The organism is Streptomyces sp. NPDC051214 (assembly GCF_040682375.1).
In the GTDB taxonomy this organism is placed as follows: Bacteria; Actinomycetota; Actinomycetes; order Streptomycetales; family Streptomycetaceae; genus Streptomyces.
In genome coordinates this window covers 184,799-201,341 of the sequence record NZ_JBFBAT010000013.1, presented here as the reverse complement: position 1 = coordinate 201,341, position 16,543 = coordinate 184,799, and the positions used below count along the sequence as shown (strand labels likewise).

Sequence of the window (16,543 nt, the reverse complement as noted above, 5' to 3'; positions counted from 1 at the left end):
GGCGCCTTCCTGGTGAGGGAAAGCCCAGACAAGCACAAGCCCGCAATGACGAGGCAGAGCTTCGCAAATCGCCGGTTCAGACTCCCGGGTCCGCTTCGACGGGGCCCGGCTGCAGGGCACGGGCCGCCTCGAGCTGCGCGGCGAAGGCCAGGCCCAGGAAGAGGGCGATCGAGGTCAGGTAGGCCCAGAGCAGCAAGGACATGAAGGCGCTGAGCGGACCGTAGACGGTGTCGAAGGAACCGCTGAGGGAGAGGTACAGGCTCAGCAGACCGGTCAGAGCGGTCCACAGGAGGAGGTAGACCGCCGCGCCGAACGCCAGCCAGGTGTAACCAGGTTGGCGCCGCCGCGGCGAGAGCCTGAAGATGATGCTCGCCGCCACCAGCGCCAGCACGAAGCCCACCGGCCAGCGCGCCACCCCGAACACGGAGGTCACCCAGGACCCAGTACCGAAGACCGACACCGCCGCGGCCGCCAGGTCACGCCCCGCCACCATGACGACGAAGCCGAGCCCCAGGGGCAGGCCCGCGGTCAGGGCCATGACCAGGCCGCGCAGATACTTGCGGTGGAAGGGCCGGTCGCGCTCGTTGCCGTAGATCCGGTTGGCGCCGCGTTCTATCTGACACATCGCCGTGGTGACGTTGCTCAGGGAGAACACGAGCCCGAACCAGAGAGCGACCTGCGTTCCACCGTCCGCGGTGCGACGGCTCCGGGCCAGCGCCTCGTCGACGACATCGGCGCTCGGTCCCTGTGCCAGACGATGGATGACCACTTCGGCGAACCGGCCGATGCCCTGCGTGTGCAGCACGCTCGACAGGCCGACGAAGACGATCGCGAGCGGGACGACCGCGAGGACCGTCTGCAGCGCCAGCGCCCGGGAGTGACTGAACCCGTCGGCGTAGCGGAACCGCACGAAGGCGTCGTGCAGCAGCCGCCAGCCCCCGTAGTGACGCAGCGCCACGAAAGCCTCGTCGCCGGAGAGCTCATCACCCTCCATGTCCCGCGTCTGTGGAACCGTCGTCGCCGTGCCCATGCCCTGCCCCGTTCGTCCGGTGTACGTCGTCTGTACGTCGTCGGCAGGACGTTCCTGCGCGCCAGTGCCCGGTGCCCAGGTGCTGACGCCGTAATCCGGCATCGTCGCGATCCGCGGGCATGGCCGCGTATGCACCGGGACCAGCGCCTGAGGGTACGCGCCGCGACGATCGGCTGTGGCGCCGAGAACTCGCGTGACAGCGCTGAGGGCCCTTGGCACGATGGCCCTTCGCCCTGACCGACTGAGCCTCGGAGGAACGCCACGGCCATCAACGACGACCTCGCCCCGGCCGGATTGCCGTGGTCGGCCGCCGACCCTGACCTGAACGCTTTCGCGTGGAGCGACGAAGAGCATTCCCGGCTCGCCGACACGATCGCCTCGATGGTGCCTCCCACCGACGCCGGGTGGGAGGCAAGGCACCGGTTCGTCCAGGAGGTCACGGAGCTCGTGGCTGCCCGGTACGGCCGGTGGGCCTGTGGATGGCACTGGGCGCTGGGTGAGGGCGGTGGAGGCGGAGTGGTCGCCAGTTGGTGCTGTGACTCTCATTCCGTGGGTGAGCCTGCTGCCACGGCTGCCAAGGTGGTGGCCTCGCTGCTGGAGTGGCGCGACTGGCTCGAGGAACTGGCGGACAGATTCGAGCAGTTGGCACCACCCGTCGCCGAGGACCGAAGCTGGCATCTGGACCGGGCTGCCACCCGCCTGGTGTCGGTGGTCGTCGACCGCACGGGCGCCGAATGCGGCTGGTACGGACTCTGCCACACGGTCCTGACATGGTTCCTTTCGTCCACCGGCATGGGGCCGGAGGCTGCGAGAGCGGCCGTGAAGAGGGCGATCGGCGGACGCTTCGAGAGCTGGACGCAACCGTCGTCCGTCCTGGTCGATTCCGTGGGAGAGGATCTTGCCGTGGGCGTGACCGGAGAGCGGCCGTATCGTGACTGCTGACGCCTTGGCCGCCTGGGACAGGGTCAGAGCCCAGGTCGACTGGACCTCGGCGGCCGCCGCGACGCCTGCGCCAGTCGACGCGAGCGTGGACGGTCTGGCCACGTGGTGCGCTGCGCAGGCTCGTCCCAACGACCCCACTCGCGGCGACCGGCTGCTTGCGGCGCTGATCCGATCACGCACGGACGCATCGCACGGACGCGCTCTCAGCAGCGCGCTTCTGGCCCGCTGGCAGCGCACTGTCCTCGGCGTGCCACACGTTGCCTTCCGGCAAGGCGATGCCTACGCCAAAGGCGGCCGGGAACGCTACGCACTGACCCCAGACACCCGGGCGGACTTCGAGCGTTGCCTGCGCGAGAGCGCCGACGCGAACGTGCCTCTGGCTTCCCGTGCGGCCCGCGCCTACCTGGACGTGGCGTTCTTCCACCCCTTCCCCGACGGCAATGCCCGCCTCGCCATGCTCACCCTTGGCCACGTACTGGAACGGGAAGAAGTCCGCCTGGATCAGACCGGCCCCTTGCAGACCACCCGCTACGCGGATGACGCGGCCGGCGCAGCGGACCTGGCGGCTCTGGTGGGTGTCCTCATCCGATCGACCCATCGCCGCGCCATGACGTCGGTCGGGGCGCGTGAAGCGCGTCCTCATGCAGCTCACCTGCCCCCGGCGTCTACCCTGTTCTCATGAGCCGTTGGGAAGAATTGACTGGTGGGACGTCCGGAGAGGACTATGCCGCCCGGTTCGCGGCCCTGGCCGGCAGCGGCAAGGACATGCACGGCGAGGCAGGGCTGTGTGCCGCGCTGGTGCCCGCCGGGGCGCGGGTGCTGGACGCGGGGTGCGGTACCGGCCGGGTCGCGATCCGGTTGGCGGAGCTCGGGTACGACTGTGTCGGAGTCGATCTCGACGCCTCCATGCTCGCCGTGGCGCGCAGGCAGGCGCCCGAACTTCCCTGGGTCCAGGCTGATTTGGCCACATTCGACCCGGCCGAGCTTCAGGTGGGGGCGGGCTTCGACCTCGTGGTCGCTGCCGGCAACATCTTCCCGCTCCTTGCCGCCGGGACCGAGGCCAAGGTGGTCGCCCGCCTGGCCGCAGCCCTGCGCCCCGGGGGCCTCCTGGTCGCGGGATTCGGCCTGGACGAGGCCCACCTGCCGGTATCGCCCACCATCACCCTGCCCGAGTACGACGCCTACTGCGCCGCGGCACACCTCACCCTCGTCAACCGCTTCGCGACATGGGACGCCCACCCCTACGAGGGCGGCGGCTATGCCGTCAGTGTCCACCGGGTGCAGCGTGACTGAAGGAACCGGGGATCGTACGTGAGCGCCGCCAACTTCCTCACGGCGACGCGTAACGCGTGACATCGGTGACCCGACATGTCACTGTCCCCGTTGCCTCCCGCGTACCGGTGGCCGTCTCGTTCGCCACGCGGTCCGGGGCCAAGTTGTTGGTCGCGGCGAAGCCCTCGGAGATCCGCTCGCCTTTCGCGTCGAGGAACTCGACGTCGACCCCGTAGTTCGACGTCTTCGAACTGTGATTGGTGATCCGAATCTCGGCCGTCGGCCAACGCACCGCGTCCAGGACCGAACACTTCGTGATCTCGACATCAGCACGAGGTCCGGTCAGGGTCGGCGAGGTCTGCTCCTGTTTCGGGGACTGCCCGGGACCAGGGTCCTGGTCGCTTGTGCCGCCCGCCATGAGGGCGATCGCGGTCACCACGACGACGAGCGCGACGGCCCCGAGCACCCCGTACATCACAGCGCGCCCGCACCCGCGCCTCTGCGGCGGCGGCCGCTGCCCCCACGAGGATCGGCCGGGTGATGAACCCCAGCCCCGGGGAGGTGGCGGCGGGTTCTGCGTGGGCATTCGGACCCCAGGTGGCGCGTGGAGCTGATGCCTCAATCATCGCGCCGTGATCCCGTCGTCGCATGTCGGTGTCCGTGCGTTGCGATGAGTCTGAAGGCGCCCGGCGGTCATAGTGTCGAAGCGTGAGCCGACCCATGAGGCGGGCCTCCAGGCGTCGACTCGCGAGTCGACTCGTCAACGAGGAGGACGCGTGATGCGCAGCGTTACCTATTCCATGAATGTCTCGCTCGACGGGTACATCGTCGGGCCTGACGGCGACTTCGCCTGGACGGACGCCGACGAGGAGCTTCTCCGCTTCGTCACCGACGAGATCCGAGCGACCGGCGTCTATCTGATGGGGCGGCGGTTGTACGAGACGATGCTGTACTGGGAGACCGCCGACCAGATTTCCCCGCTCGACGACGCCCAGCGTGAGTGGGCCGCGCAGTGGAACCCGCTCCCCAAGGTCGTGTTCACCACCACCCTGTCGCAACTGCAGGGCAACGCCCGCCTGGCCTCGGGCAGCGTGGCGGAGGAGATCGGGCGGTTGCGGGCCGAGCCGGGGGAGGGCGACATCGCGATCGGCGGCGCGACTCTGGCAGCCCAGGCGGCCGCGTCGGGTCTGATCGACGAGTATCGGGTCAGGCTCTGCCCGGTGCTGGTCGGCGGTGGCATCCCGTTCTTCGACCGGCACGAGCGCCGGGTGAACCTTGATCTCGTCGAGACCCACACCTTCAAGTCGAAGGTCGTCTTCCTCCACTATCGCGTGCTGCGCTAGGCGAATCACTCCCAGCAGGGAATTGTCGGTCCTGTCCCCAGTAGCGGCAGCGAGCCGACTCCTAAGATCACTCCATGAATGAACCGCCTCTCTCCGAGGCCGAGATAATCGAGGCCGAGCGCGAGCTGGGTGTGCTCCTCCCCGAGGAGTACCGCACCTACCTGCGCGAAGTCAGCGCGGGCGGAGCACTGGCCCGGCTGATGCGGTCCGACCGCGGCTGGTGGTGGGCCGGGAACGACGAAGAGCGGCGTGCACTCCTGGCCGTGCCGTTTCCGCATCCCGACTCCTACGAGCAGGCCGACGACGAGTTGATGGATCGCGAGCCGCGGGCCGAGTCCTTCGAGACCGAGAGCGCGTACCGGAGCGCCTGGCGCCACTGGGACGACGAGGTAGGAAGGTTCGAGGACTGGAAGACGGCGGGCGCCGTCGTCCTACAGGAACACGGCTGTGGATTCGCCACGCTGCTGGTGCTGACGGGCCCGCTGGCAGGCACGGTGTGGTGGGACGGGCGGGCGACGTGCGAAAGGATCGTCCCGCTCTCCCTTGATCACGTCGGCGGTGCCGGGCCGATCCGTTTCGGGCAGTGGCTGCGGCATGGCTCGTGGGCCCTGTTGCCCTCGGACTGGGGGCCGCCGCTTCCGTCGGCCCCGGTGATCGTCCGCTGAAGTGACCGGTTGCGTCAGGCAGTTGAGCCTTCCGGTGCGTGCAGTGTGCGGCGTACGGCGTCGCGGAGCCATCGGTGGGCTCCGTCGGCGTCCTGGCGGGGGTGCCAGGCCATGCCGAGGGTCAGGGGCGGCAGGGGCAGGGGGATGTCGAGGAGGTGCAGGCCGAGAGCGGTGGCGTCGGCGGTGAGGGGTGAACCGGCCGCGCCGGGGAGTGCCGCGGGGACCAGGCAGACGACGTCGCTGCGGGCGGCCAGGGCCATCGCGGCCAGGTGACTGGGGAGGACGACGGTGACCCGCCGGCGCAGGTCGTGTGCGGCCAGGGCGGTGTCGAGGGGGCCCGTGAACCTGCCGCGGCGGCTGACCGCGACATGGTCGGCGGCGGCGAGCAGGGCCGGCGTCAGGGGTTGTTCGGTCAGGGGGTGGCCGGTCCGGACGGCCGCCACCATCCGCAGCGTGAGCAGGTTTTCGACCCGGGTCTCGGGATCGACGTGGTCGATGGAGCCCACCTCCAGGTCAATTCGACCGTCGCGCAGGGCAGGCCCGGCCTCCAACTCCTCGGCCCTGAACCGCAAGGAGATCCCGGGCGCCTCTTGCCGGGTCAGTCGCAGCAGGCCGAAGGCCAGTGCCGCGCCGACCAGATCGGCGGCCTGGAGGGTGAAGGTGCTGCGCAGGGTGGCGGGGTCGACGGCGGTGCCGGGGGAGAGCAGCGCGCCCAGGCCGCGTACGACGGCGGCGGCTTCCTCGCGCAGGGCCTGGGCGCGCGGGGTGGGGACCATGCGCTGCCCTGCCCGGACAAGGAGCGGGTCCTGGAGAGTGCGGCGCAGGCGGGCCAGGGTGCGGCTCATGGCTGCCGGGGAGGTGTGCAGGCGGGCGGCGGCACGCGTGACGCTCTGCTCGCTCAGCAAGGCGTCGAGCGCGACGGCGAGTTGGGCGTCGATGACCGGATCAGAGCTGTTCACCAGGGTAATTCCATTTCAGGCAATGATTGCGTGCCGAGATTCCCATTGTGGCATCACCGTGCTCCTCCGCAGGATGAGGGACGTACCGATCCGGCACGACCCACGAGGTTTTCATGATCGTCATCACTGCTCCCACGGGAAACATCGGCCGCCACCTGCTGCCCCTGCTCGTCCGGGCCGCCCCCGCCCACGGCGAGGAACTGCGCGTGATCGCACGCGATCCGGCCCGGCTGCCCGACGAAGTACGCGACCACGTCGAGGTGGTCGTCGGCTCGCACGGTGACACCGAGGTCGTCGACCGGGCCTTCGAGGGTGCGGACGCCGTCTTCTGGCTCGTCCCCCCGGACGCCTCCCTATCCCCGGCCGATGCCTACTGCGGCTTCACCCGCCCCGCGGCGAAGGCGCTCACCGCCCACGGCGTCGGACACGTCGTCGGCGTCTCGGCGCTCGGCCGCGGCACTCCGCTCGCCGACCGCGCCGGGCTCGTCACCGCATCCCTCGCCATGGACGACCTCATCGCGACCTCCGGCGCCGCCTACCGGGCCCTGGCCAACCCCTCCTTCTTCGAGAACCTCCTGGAGGAGGCCGACTCGATCCGCGAGAAGGGTGTCTTCACGGACGCCGCCGACGCCGACCGCAAGGCCCCCCTCGTCGCCGTCGCCGACATCGCCGCCGTCGCGGCACGCCTGCTGCTCGACCGCTCCTGGACCGGCACCGACGACGTCCCGGTTCTGGGGCCCCAGGACCTTTCCCCCAACGACCTGGCCCGCATCATGACCGAGCAGCTGGGCCACCCCGTGCGCTACGAGCGCCAGTCGCTGGAAGATCTGCGCACCACCCTCCTCGGCTACGGCCTCCACGAAGCGTTCGTACAAGGCATCGCCGACATGAAGCAGGCCAAGGACGACGGCCTCGACGCGGGCGTCACCCGCACCGCGGACACCGCATCCCCCACCACCTTCGAGCAGTGGTGCGCCCAGACCCTCAAGCCGGCCGTCCTGGCCTGACCCAGGCCCGTTCCACCGCACCACCGAGTCGAGTCGGTGGTGCCCACCACACCGCATCCCTGCACCAGTTGGAAGGACCCCCTCATGCCCACCAAGGAAGCCGAAGCAACGGTGACCGCCTTCATCCTCGTCAAGACCAGCCCCGAGTGGCTCGCGATGACCGTCCAGGAACGGGTGGACGCCTTCGCCACCGAGGTCGTCCCCGTCATCGAGGCCAGGACCACCGGGGTCCGCTCACGCTTCTACGACACCGAGTTCTACTCGTCCCGCGTCACCGACGTCTGGGTCTGGGAAGCGGACAGTCATCACTCCTACCAGCTCCTCATCGACGCACTGCGGGAAACTCCCTTCTGGGACCGCTACTTCGAGGTCGTGGACCTGCTCGTCGGCGCCGAGAACGGCTACGCCCGCACCTACGGTCTCGATCCCGTGGCCACCATCACCACCTGAGGCATCCTCGGCCTACGCCGCCTCCACCGCCGGCCTCCGCCCGTTCAGGTGTCGTTGTGCGCACAACCATCCGCGGTTTCCGTGAGTCTCGAAGGTGAATCACATCTGCGCGCACGTGTCTCGACGTCGCTCGCGCTCAAGGAGGAACCGTGGGCATTCGCCGACCTGCCATATCGACCGCCGTGGCCGCCGCCCTGATCGGATCGCTCGGCGTGCCGATCGTCGCGGGCGGCGCCTTCGCGGCGGACGGCGCCGCGACCGTGCGCGAGGACTTCGACGGCGACGGCTACCAGGACGTAGCCGTCGCCGCCCCCGGCGCGAAGGTCGGCGGCCACGAGCGGGCCGGCCACATCACGGTCAGCTACGGTTCGGCGCGGGGTCTCGACCCCGCCCGCACCACCGTCATCACCCAGGACACCACCGGTGTGCCCGGCGCCTCCGGCGACAATCAGGTCTTCGGCTACGCGATGATCTCCCGGGACCTCGACGGCGACGGCCTGACCGACCTGGCGGTGGTCGCCCGCGACTACCGGCCCGACGACAACGTCAACGGCTCGGTGACCGTGCTGTGGGGCCGGGAGACCGGAATCTCCGGCCAGGGCGCCGTCCGCATCGGCGCACCGGCCAACGCCGAGGTCGGCGACGACCTCACCGCGGGCGATTTCGACGCCGACGGGCACACGGATCTGTTCCTGCGCAACGGCACGGACTACGACTACCACGACGTGCTCTACGGCCCCTTCAACCGGAGCGGCGCCCCCGCCCGTGAGCAGCAGGTCAAGGTCTACAGCACCGACAACTCCATCAACTCGACGGCCACGGGCGACTTCAACGGCGACGGCATCGAGGACCTCGCGACTTTCTACGTCTACGAGAACCACGCCGAGGGCGGCAAGTTGTGGCTCGGCACCAAGACCGGCCTGTCCACCGTCCCGCAGCGCCTGAACTCTTCCGCCTCCACGGCTGTCGCCGACTTCGACCACGACGGCTACGCCGACCTCGCCACCCGGATCTTCCCGAACGGCGACACGGAGGGCACCGAGGAGGACCCCGGCACCGTCAAGATCTACTACGGCTCGCCGACCGGCCCCAGCCAGACCCGCACGCAGACGATCACCCAGAGCACGGCGGGCGTCCCCGGGGCGAGCGAGAAGGGTGACCAGTTCGGCGGACGGCTGGCCACCGGCGACGCGAACGCCGACGGCTACCCCGACCTGGCCGTCGGGGTACCCGGCGAGGCGATCGGCTCGAAGGCCAAGGCGGGCGCCGTCGTGCTGCTCAAGGGCGGCAAGAACGGGCTGACCGGCACGGGAGCGCAGGCGTTCCACCAGGACACGGAGGGTGTGCCGGGAGTCGCGGAGTCCGGTGACCTGTTCGGCGGGTCGCTGCGCGTGCTCGACATGACGGGCGACGGCAAGGCGGACCTGATCACGGGAGCCCCGGGCGAGAACCTGGGCAGCGTCGTGAACGGCGGCGCGGTGTGGCTGCTGCGTGGCTCCGCCTCAGGGGCCACGGCCTCGCAGTCGGTCGCGTACAACCCGGTGGACATCGGCGCACCGGCGGCGCAGGCGCTGTTCGGCGCGAACCTGAGCAACGACAACGGCTCGGGAACGGTGATCCCCTAAAGCGTGCGCCGGTGGCTTCCGTGTCACTCATTGAGGTGCAGTACGGCCGCGTCACGCAGGTCTTCGGGCAGCCGTTTGTTTCTGTACATCCTGTTATGGGATGAACGGAAGGTGCCCTGGTGCAGAGCACGTCGGTGCTGCACCACCTGTGGGCCCAGAAGATCAGCTGCCCTGTCGGCAGCTGATCGCTCTGACGTCCCGCCGCGCTCACGCCTCAGGAGTCTTTCCGTGCCAGCTCCCAGCTTTCCGCAGGTCCGCCTCCCCCTGGTCGCTCTCCTGGCCGCGGCCTGCACGGCGGGCCTGGTGCAGGCCCCGGCCCACGCCGCGGACGTGCCCGCGGGCGACGACCGCACGCTGCAACGGCAGTTGCGGGAACTGACCACCGCACCCGGCGGGCCGCCCGGAGCCATCGCCGTCCTCAAGCGCGGACACCGCACCGAGGTCTACCGGGCCGGGGTTGCCAAGACCGGCACCGACCGCCCGATCAGGGCCACCGACCACATGCGCATCGCCAGTACGGCCAAGGCGTACAGCGGCGCCGTCGCCCTGCACCTCGTCGACTGCGGGAAGCTGCGCCTGAACGACACCATCGGCAAGGTGCTTCCCCGGCTGCCGCGCGCATGGCACCGGGTCACGCTGCGCCAGCTCCTGAACCACACCAGCGGGCTGCCGGACTTCAGCGCGAACCCGAGGTTCCTGGAGCTGGTGACCGAGAACCCGCGCCGTCATTTCGACTCCCGCCGGCTGCTGGACTTCGTCGCCCAAGAGCCGTTGGTGTTCCGCCCCGGGGCCCGGTACACCTACTCCAACTCCGACAACATCGCCGTGGCGCTGATGGCCGAGGCGGTGACGGACCGCCCCTACGAGGAACTGCTCGCCGAGTTCGTCTACCGCCCGCTGGGCCTGCGCAGCACCAGCCTGCCGCAGGGTTACCGGATGCCGAGGCCGTACATGCACGGCTACGACGTCACCCCGTCGAACCCGCCCGAGGACCTCAGCGAGGTGCTGAGTGCGTCAGGCGTGTGGGCATCGGGCGGGATCATCTCCACGCCGAAGGACATGACGGCGTTCATCCGCGGTTACGCGGGCGGAAAGCTGATCTCCGACCGGACACGCCGGCAGCAGCTGAAATGGGTGAATGGCGCATCCGAACCCGCGGGCCCCGGCAAGAACAAAGCCGGCCTGGCCCTCTTCCGGTACACCACCCGCTGCGGCGTCGTGTACGGCCACACGGGCAACTTCCCCGGTTACACGCAACTGATCGCGGCCTCCCCGAACGGCAAGCGGTCCCTGACCCTCTCCCTCACCACGCAGATCAACAAGACGAACAAGCCGGATCTCCTGAAGCGGCTGCGGACCGTGGAGGAGAACCTCGTCTGCGCGCTGTTGCGCAAGCGGTAGGCAGGAGACGGACTCAGCTCTCTGCCGCTCCCTCGGGATCGGTCCGCTCGCTGGGGTCGATGTCGCTGTGCAGGCGGAAGCGGTCGACCGTGTCGTCCTGTGTGGGGTGCACGTGCACCGAGACCGGGCCGGGGAAGGTGTAGCCCTGTTCAGCCGCGTGCCGACAGACCTGCGCGCCGAGCTGACGCTGCACCTGCGCCTTGCTCGCGGCCAGCTTCCTGTGCGCGTCCGCGGGCAGCTCGAGCGTGTAGGTGTTGGGTGCCACGATGCGTTGCCGGTCGATGATGATCGTGTTCTCGTCGCACTCCTGACGGAGTTCGGCCAGGACTTCCGGCTGGTCGTGCTGTCCGGGCAGCAGACGTGTCCACAGCGGGTCGACCCACTTCTCCAGAGTGTTCTCCACATTGCTGATGATTCCCATGACGTCACGGGTTCCCGATCGGAGGGCGTGCACGCACGGGCGGTCAATTCGATGCTGACGTCCCGCTGCCTGCCCTGACCGTGATGTCATTGTCCGTACGCATCCATACGGTGCGCTGGGCGTAGGGGATGTCGATGCCCGCTTCGTCCAGGGCTTCCTTGACGCGACGGCGCAGTTCGCGCGTGACGGCCCACTGCTGCATGGGGAGAGTCTTGACGGCCACACGCACCACGACGCCATCGGTGTCCAGGGACTGAACCCCCCAGACGGCGAGGTCCTCCAGCATGACCGAGGCGAACTGCGCCTCTTGGCGCATAACGTGACCGGTGCGTTCCAGGGCGCTGTAGACGGTGTCGAGATTCGAGTCGTACGCCACCGAGACGTCCAGGACGGCGCGGGCCCACTCCTGACTGTCGTTGCGCACGCGAAGGATCTCGCCGTTGCGGATGTGCCACAGGCCGCCGTTGAGATCGCGGACCTGCGTGAGCCGCAGGCCCACGTGCTCCACCTCGCCGACGGCTTCGCCGAGGTCCACGGAGTCGCCGACGCCGTACTGGTCCTCGAGCATGATGAGCATGCCGGAGAGGTAGTCCGCGACGAGGCTCTGGGCGCCGAAGCCGATGGCCAGGCCCACCACGCCGGCGCTGGCGAGCAGCGGTCCGAGGGCGATGCCGATCTGGTCGAGGAGCATGGCCAGGGCCATGACGCCGACCACGACGGTGACGATGCTGCTGAGCACCGAGCCGATGGTGCGGGCGCGCTGTTCCCGGCGCTCCTTGGCCCGGCTGCGGTCGCGGTGCAGCACGGCCGGGCCGCGGCCGGTGCGGCGAGGCTGGTTCTGTTCCTCCGACGGCTGCAGGATGCGCTGCACGACGCGGGTGATGGCCTTCTTGGCCAGACCTCGTACGATCATCGCTCCCACGACGATGAGCGCGATGCGCAGCGGGACGCCTATCAGCGTCACCGCGTGGTCCCGCAGCCAGCCCGGGGCTGACATCGCTTGGTGTGACACGGGATTCTGCTCCACTCGGTCGACTTGCAAGATCGCAGCGGGGACCGTAGCGACCGTTGCTGATGCCGGTCAAAGAGTGTGCAGGACGTGTGTGAGGAGCGTGACTCGGGCATGGAAAGGCGCGCCCCGGCGTTTGGCCGGGGCCGGCCGGAGCACGCTCTCCAGCGGTCTGGCGTCGGCGCGGATGCCCGGTTCAGAGGGCTTGTACGTCGCCGTGCGTCGAGGAGGCGACCGTGTCCCGGTGGGCGAAGTCGCCCGGGGGGATGCCGGGGTGGTGGCTGGGCGTCTGCTCCGCTGCGGTGGCGGCCGGGCCGAGGGTGAGCCGGGAGACGATGCGGTAGCGGTCGCCCCGATAGAGCGAGTGGACGTACTCGACCGGGCAGCCGGAATGGTCCGAGGTGAGCCGCTCGACCAGCAGGGCGGGGGAGAGCTCGGGCACTTCGAGCACCTCGGCCTCGGCCCGGGTCACCACCGTCGGCTCGATGGTCTGGGTCGCTTCGCGGACATGAACGTCGTGGTGTTCGCTCAGATGCTCGTACAGATCGCCGCTCTCCAGTTCCTGCGCGGAGAGGCCGGGCACCAGATCGGCGCGGATGTGCAGGTGCTCGATGGCCATCGGGGCGCCGTCGACGAGCCGCAGCCTGGCCACGTACACGATCCGGGCGGCGGGGGAGAGGCGCAGCTTGCGGCCGACGCGGGCGCCGGCCTGGATGGTGGTGAACTCCAGGAGGCGGCTGGACCAGGCGCCCCCCGCGCGCGGCACCTTAAGCCCGTGCGCGGGTGAGATCAGTTCCTGGGTGATCTTCTCCGGTGCGACGAACATGCCGCGGCCGTGTTCGCGGACCAGAACGCCCGCAGCGACCAGTTCGTCGACGGCCGCGCGCAGGGTGGGGCGCGAGACACCCAGGTCCGCGCAGAGCGCGCGTTCGGAGGGGATGGGGTCGCCGGGGCGCTGTGACTCGATGAGTTGCAGGAGGTGGTCACGGACTCGCTCCCGCTTGAGCACCGCTCCCGAGGGGCGCCGTCCGACCCCTGCTTTCGCCGTCCCGCCCGCGTCGTTCGCGTCGGTGGTCACCGTCCGCCCCCTCTTGCCGTACAACCAGCTGTCTGACCAGTTGACCACGAAAGCCAGGAGATCGACAACCAAATCATTAACTCCCGTGCGTGCGACGGGGGTTGACGCAGCCATTGGTCTATGCCAGCTTTCTCCCTCACCAGAGGTCACCTGACCAGTTAGATGCTGGTTAGGTCCGGCACCCCAGAGGTGAACCGTGAAGTTCCGTTTCCTTGCCGGTGTGTCCGCGCTCGTCGCGGTCGCCGGGCTCAGCGCCTGCTCGTCCGGCTCCGGTGACGGGGATTCGGCCGGCGGCGGGAAGACAGCGATCGATGTGTGGCTGATGCGCGACAGCGTCTCGGCCGCCTTCCAGAAGGACTTCGAGAAGGGCTTCGAGGCCGCGCACCCGGACATCGACGCACGCATTCAGATCCAGGAGTGGGACGGCATCGGCGAGAAGGTCACCGCCGCGCTGGCCAGCAACGACGCCCCCGATGTCATCGAGACGGGCAACACCCAGGTCGCCCAGTTCGCCCAGAGCGGCGGCCTGAAGGACCTGAGCGACAAGGTCGACGACCTCGGCGGCGACGCCTGGCTCAAGGGGCTCGCCGAGCCGGGCGCCTGGGAGGGCAAGCAGTACGGCATCCCGTACTACGCGGCGAACCGCGTCGTCATCTACCGCAAGGACCTCTTCGAGAAGGCCGGCATCGACGCCGCCGCCATCAAGACCCGTGACCAGTGGGTGGCCGCGACGAAGAAGCTCAACAAGGGCTCCCAACAGGGCATTTACCTGCCCGGGCAGAACTGGTACACCTACGCCGGCTTCGTCTGGGACGAGGGCGGCGACCTCGCCGTCGAGTCGGGCGACACCTGGAAGGGCACCCTGGACAGCCCCGAGGCGCTGCGCGCGATGGCCTTCTACGAGAAGCTGCAGGCCCTCGGCAAGGGACCCAAGGACTCCGACGAGGCACAGCCGCCGCAGGCCGAGGTGATGGCCAAGGGCCAGGTCGCGCAGGTCATCAGCACGCCGGGCGGCGCCAACGTCGTCGCCCAGAACAATCCGAAGCTCAAGGACAAGCTGGGCTTCTTCCCGATCCCGGGCAAGACGGCCGACACCCCGGGCGCGGTCTTCACCGGCGGCTCCGACCTGGTGATCCCCACGGTGTCGCAGCATCACGACGCCGCGTACACCTTCGTCAAGGAGCTGACCGGCGACAAGTGGCAGAAGAAGCTCGCCGTCGCCATGAGCTACGTCCCCAACAAGACCACGCTCGCCGGCGCGGTCGCCGACGATCCGGGCGCCTCCGCCATGGCGGTCGGAGCGGCCGTCGGGCACGCGACGCCCAACACGCCGGGCTGGGCGGCCGTCGAGGCCAAGAACCCCATCAAGGACTATCTGACCGCCGTCCTGACCGGCGGCGACCCGAAGAAGAAGGCCGCCGAGGCCTCCGACGCCATCACCACCGCCATGAAGTCCGGCTCCTGACCCGCCCCTTGGCCACCCGCGTCACGACCCCGCACCGAAACCCCGCACCGCGAACCCACACCGAAAGGAGTGCGCCGTGACGATCGTCCGCGACCCGGTGGTGTCCCGACCGCCTCGGCGTCCACCCCTGACCACCACCCGCCGCTCCACGATGTCCGGGATCTGGCCCTACCTGCTCGTGGCGCCCACGCTCCTCGGGATGCTCTACCTGCTCGCCTACCCGCTGGCGCGGGCCGTCCTGATCTCCTTCCAGGACTTCGGCCTGCGCCAACTCATCATGGGAGAGGCGCACTTCACCGGCCTCGACAACTACACGGAACTGCTGTCCGACCCGCGGTTCTGGGAAGTGGTGCGCCGCACGTTCCTCTTCATGGCCGTCAACGTCGCACTCATCATGGTCCTGTCGACACTCGTGGCGCTGATGGTGGAACGGCTCGGGCGCTTCGGCCGCACGGCCGTGCTCAGCGCACTCGTCCTCACCTGGGCGATGCCCGTGGTCGCGGCGACCACCGTGTTCCAGTGGCTCTTCCACTCCGAGTTCGGGATCGTCAACCACGCCCTCACCGGCCTCGGCTTCAGCTCCTTCGAGGGCTATCCCTGGCTGGCCCACGGGCCGGCGGCGTTCGCCATCCTGGTCACCCTGGTCGTGTGGCAGTCGGTGCCGTTCGCGGCGATCACCCTGTACTCGGCGCTGACCACCGTGCCCGCCGAGCTTTATGAGGCCGCGCGCATCGACGGCGCATCGGGATTCCGGATCTTCCACTCCGTCACCCTGCCGATCGTCCGGCCGATCTTCATGCTCGTGCTCTCCCTCGAAGTCATCTGGACGTTCAAGGCGTTCGTGCAGATCTGGGTGATGACCCGCGGCGGACCGGGCGACGCCACGACGATCCTGCCGGTCTACGCCGTGCAGACCGCACTGGCCCAGCAGCGCTACGACCTCGGATCGGCCGCGTCGATGCTGACCGTGCTGCTCATGTCCGGCGTGCTCGTCGCCTACTTCCGCCAGATGTTCCGACAGGAGACCGAGCTGTGACGACCTCGCGCACACTGCGCCGCCTGCCGCTCAACATCGCCGCCACCGTGACGGTCGTCGTCTGCCTCTTCCCCGTCTACTGGATGGTCACCACCGCCTTCAAGCCGTCCCGCGACATCCAGTCCGACAGCCCTCAACTGCTGCCGCAGAGCTGGACGCTCGACCACTTCCGGCGAGCCGTCGACGCCGACGGATTCGCCCTGTTCTGGCGCAACAGCGTGCTCGTCACCCTGGCCGCCGTCGCCCTGGCCCTGATCGTCGCGCTCGGCGCCTCGTTCGCGGTGGCCCGGATGCGCTGGCACGGGCGACGCCAGTTCATGCTCATGGTGTTCATCGCGCAGATGGCGCCGTGGGAGTCCCTGATCATCCCCGTCTACATCATCTCCCGGGACACCGGGATGCTCGACCGGCTGCCGACGCTGACCCTCATCTACTTCATGATGACGCTGCCCTTCACCGTCGTCGTGCTGCGCGGCTTCATCGCCACGATCCCGGCGGAGCTCGAGGAATCGGCCCAGGTCGACGGCTGCACCCGCTTCGGCGCGTTCCGCCATGTGGCGTTCCCGCTGCTCGCGCCGGGACTGATGGCGACCTCGCTGTTCGGCTACATCACGGCGTGGAACGAGTTCGCCTACGCCAACTTCCTGATCATCAAACAGCAGGACCACCGGACCCTGCCGGTATGGCTGTCCTCGTTCCACAACACCTTCGGCACCGACTGGGGCGCCACCATGGCCGCCTCGACCCTGTTCGCATTGCCCGCCCTTGCGATCTTCCTGCTGCTGCAGCGACACGTGACATCCGGGTTCGCCTCCGGCGCCGTCAAGGGCTGACCCGCAC

General features: G+C 69.2%; 18 protein-coding genes. 12 read left to right on the top strand and 6 right to left on the bottom strand.

All coding sequences use genetic code 11. The features are described 5' to 3' along the window. Nucleotides 1–76: 76 nt before the first annotated feature. Nucleotides 77–1,030, bottom strand: coding sequence for a YihY/virulence factor BrkB family protein (locus AB0M70_RS31320; RefSeq protein ID WP_365825319.1), 954 nt, complete (start codon nucleotides 1,028–1,030; stop codon nucleotides 77–79). Nucleotides 1,031–1,579: 549 nt separating this feature from the next. Here AB0M70_RS31320 and AB0M70_RS31315 point away from each other — a divergent pair. Genes AB0M70_RS31315 through AB0M70_RS31305 form a run of 3 tightly spaced genes read left to right on the top strand, consistent with a single transcriptional unit; the run spans nucleotide 1,580 to nucleotide 3,265 of the window. After that, nucleotides 1,580–1,972, top strand: coding sequence for a hypothetical protein (locus AB0M70_RS31315; protein ID WP_365825171.1), 393 nt, complete (start codon nucleotides 1,580–1,582; stop codon nucleotides 1,970–1,972). Further along, nucleotides 1,962–2,654: a Fic family protein gene (locus AB0M70_RS31310; protein ID WP_365825169.1), complete on the top strand. Its 693-nt coding sequence runs from the start codon at nucleotides 1,962–1,964 to the stop codon at nucleotides 2,652–2,654. Before AB0M70_RS31315 ends, AB0M70_RS31310 begins: the two co-directional genes overlap by 11 nt. After that, nucleotides 2,651–3,265, top strand: coding sequence for a class I SAM-dependent methyltransferase (locus AB0M70_RS31305; RefSeq protein ID WP_365825168.1), 615 nt, complete (start codon nucleotides 2,651–2,653; stop codon nucleotides 3,263–3,265). Before AB0M70_RS31310 ends, AB0M70_RS31305 begins: the two co-directional genes overlap by 4 nt. A gap of 37 nt (nucleotides 3,266–3,302) precedes the next feature. Here the strand turns inward: AB0M70_RS31305 and AB0M70_RS31300 are convergent, their stop codons facing one another. Then, on the bottom strand, nucleotides 3,303–3,710 hold the full coding sequence (locus tag AB0M70_RS31300) for an FxLYD domain-containing protein (RefSeq protein ID WP_365825166.1): 408 nt from the start codon (nucleotides 3,708–3,710) through the stop codon (nucleotides 3,303–3,305). Nucleotides 3,711–4,023: 313 nt separating this feature from the next. On the opposite strand from AB0M70_RS31300, the gene AB0M70_RS31295 reads away from it, so the two are divergent. Both AB0M70_RS31295 and AB0M70_RS31290 read left to right on the top strand, forming a co-directional pair. Next, on the top strand, nucleotides 4,024–4,587 hold the full coding sequence (locus tag AB0M70_RS31295) for a dihydrofolate reductase family protein (RefSeq protein ID WP_365825164.1): 564 nt from the start codon (nucleotides 4,024–4,026) through the stop codon (nucleotides 4,585–4,587). A gap of 74 nt (nucleotides 4,588–4,661) precedes the next feature. Further along, complete coding sequence (locus tag AB0M70_RS31290) at nucleotides 4,662–5,252, top strand: SMI1/KNR4 family protein (RefSeq protein WP_365825162.1); 591 nt, start codon at nucleotides 4,662–4,664, stop codon at nucleotides 5,250–5,252. A 14-nt stretch (nucleotides 5,253–5,266) separates the two neighbouring features. Here AB0M70_RS31290 and AB0M70_RS31285 read toward each other — a convergent pair whose 3' ends face one another. Next, nucleotides 5,267–6,211, bottom strand: coding sequence for a LysR family transcriptional regulator (locus AB0M70_RS31285; protein ID WP_365825160.1), 945 nt, complete (start codon nucleotides 6,209–6,211; stop codon nucleotides 5,267–5,269). Between the two features lie 113 nt (nucleotides 6,212–6,324). Between AB0M70_RS31285 and AB0M70_RS31280 the strand changes: the two genes are divergently transcribed. From AB0M70_RS31280 to AB0M70_RS31265, 4 genes are all read left to right on the top strand, one after another. Next, a complete protein-coding gene (locus AB0M70_RS31280) occupies nucleotides 6,325–7,218 on the top strand; it encodes an NAD(P)H-binding protein (protein ID WP_365825158.1) in 894 nt (297 codons plus the stop codon). Between the two features lie 84 nt (nucleotides 7,219–7,302). Further along, nucleotides 7,303–7,668, top strand: coding sequence for a darcynin family protein (locus tag AB0M70_RS31275; RefSeq protein ID WP_365825156.1), 366 nt, complete (start codon nucleotides 7,303–7,305; stop codon nucleotides 7,666–7,668). Nucleotides 7,669–7,817: 149 nt separating this feature from the next. Continuing rightward, on the top strand, nucleotides 7,818–9,293 hold the full coding sequence (locus AB0M70_RS31270) for an FG-GAP and VCBS repeat-containing protein (protein ID WP_365825154.1): 1,476 nt from the start codon (nucleotides 7,818–7,820) through the stop codon (nucleotides 9,291–9,293). Between the two features lie 228 nt (nucleotides 9,294–9,521). Further along, nucleotides 9,522–10,694, top strand: a complete 1,173-nt coding sequence (locus tag AB0M70_RS31265) for a serine hydrolase domain-containing protein (protein ID WP_365825152.1) — start codon at nucleotides 9,522–9,524, stop codon at nucleotides 10,692–10,694. A gap of 13 nt (nucleotides 10,695–10,707) precedes the next feature. Here the strand turns inward: AB0M70_RS31265 and AB0M70_RS31260 are convergent, their stop codons facing one another. The 3 genes from AB0M70_RS31260 to AB0M70_RS31250 all read right to left on the bottom strand — a co-directional run bounded on the left by AB0M70_RS31260 (nucleotide 10,708) and on the right by AB0M70_RS31250 (nucleotide 13,133). Then, nucleotides 10,708–11,097 (bottom strand): FhaA domain-containing protein, encoded by a 390-nt coding sequence (locus tag AB0M70_RS31260; RefSeq protein WP_365825150.1) that lies wholly within the window; start codon nucleotides 11,095–11,097, stop codon nucleotides 10,708–10,710. A gap of 61 nt (nucleotides 11,098–11,158) precedes the next feature. Further along, nucleotides 11,159–12,127 carry a mechanosensitive ion channel family protein gene (locus AB0M70_RS31255; protein WP_365825148.1) on the bottom strand — a complete coding sequence of 323 codons (969 nt, stop codon included), beginning with the start codon at nucleotides 12,125–12,127 and terminating at the stop codon, nucleotides 11,159–11,161. 193 nt (nucleotides 12,128–12,320) lie between these two features. Further along, nucleotides 12,321–13,133: a GntR family transcriptional regulator gene (locus AB0M70_RS31250; protein WP_365825317.1), complete on the bottom strand. Its 813-nt coding sequence runs from the start codon at nucleotides 13,131–13,133 to the stop codon at nucleotides 12,321–12,323. A 265-nt stretch (nucleotides 13,134–13,398) separates the two neighbouring features. Between AB0M70_RS31250 and AB0M70_RS31245 the strand changes: the two genes are divergently transcribed. From AB0M70_RS31245 to AB0M70_RS31235, 3 genes are all read left to right on the top strand, one after another. Then, nucleotides 13,399–14,667, top strand: coding sequence for an extracellular solute-binding protein (locus AB0M70_RS31245; RefSeq protein ID WP_365825146.1), 1,269 nt, complete (start codon nucleotides 13,399–13,401; stop codon nucleotides 14,665–14,667). A gap of 151 nt (nucleotides 14,668–14,818) precedes the next feature. Beyond that, nucleotides 14,819–15,703: a sugar ABC transporter permease gene (locus AB0M70_RS31240; protein ID WP_365825315.1), complete on the top strand. Its 885-nt coding sequence runs from the start codon at nucleotides 14,819–14,821 to the stop codon at nucleotides 15,701–15,703. Then, the gene (locus tag AB0M70_RS31235; RefSeq protein WP_365825144.1) at nucleotides 15,700–16,536 is read left to right on the top strand and encodes a carbohydrate ABC transporter permease; all 837 of its coding nucleotides are present in this window, start codon (nucleotides 15,700–15,702) and stop codon (nucleotides 16,534–16,536) included. The genes AB0M70_RS31240 and AB0M70_RS31235 overlap by 4 nt, the downstream gene beginning before the upstream one ends. The last annotated feature ends 7 nt before the right edge of the window (nucleotides 16,537–16,543 follow it).

What these genes read in the sequence shown, in the direction of transcription:
- AB0M70_RS31320 (WP_365825319.1), bottom strand. Translation starts at nt 1,030, where the DNA reads ATGGGCACGGCGACGACGGTTCCACAGACGCGGGACATGGAGGGTGAT.
- AB0M70_RS31305 (WP_365825168.1), top strand. Translation starts at nt 2,651, where the DNA reads ATGAGCCGTTGGGAAGAATTGACTGGTGGGACGTCCGGAGAGGACTAT.
- AB0M70_RS31295 (WP_365825164.1), top strand. Translation starts at nt 4,024, where the DNA reads ATGCGCAGCGTTACCTATTCCATGAATGTCTCGCTCGACGGGTACATC.
- AB0M70_RS31290 (WP_365825162.1), top strand. Translation starts at nt 4,662, where the DNA reads ATGAATGAACCGCCTCTCTCCGAGGCCGAGATAATCGAGGCCGAGCGC.
- AB0M70_RS31280 (WP_365825158.1), top strand. Translation starts at nt 6,325, where the DNA reads ATGATCGTCATCACTGCTCCCACGGGAAACATCGGCCGCCACCTGCTG.
- AB0M70_RS31275 (WP_365825156.1), top strand. Translation starts at nt 7,303, where the DNA reads ATGCCCACCAAGGAAGCCGAAGCAACGGTGACCGCCTTCATCCTCGTC.
- AB0M70_RS31240 (WP_365825315.1), top strand. Translation starts at nt 14,819, where the DNA reads ATGTCCGGGATCTGGCCCTACCTGCTCGTGGCGCCCACGCTCCTCGGG.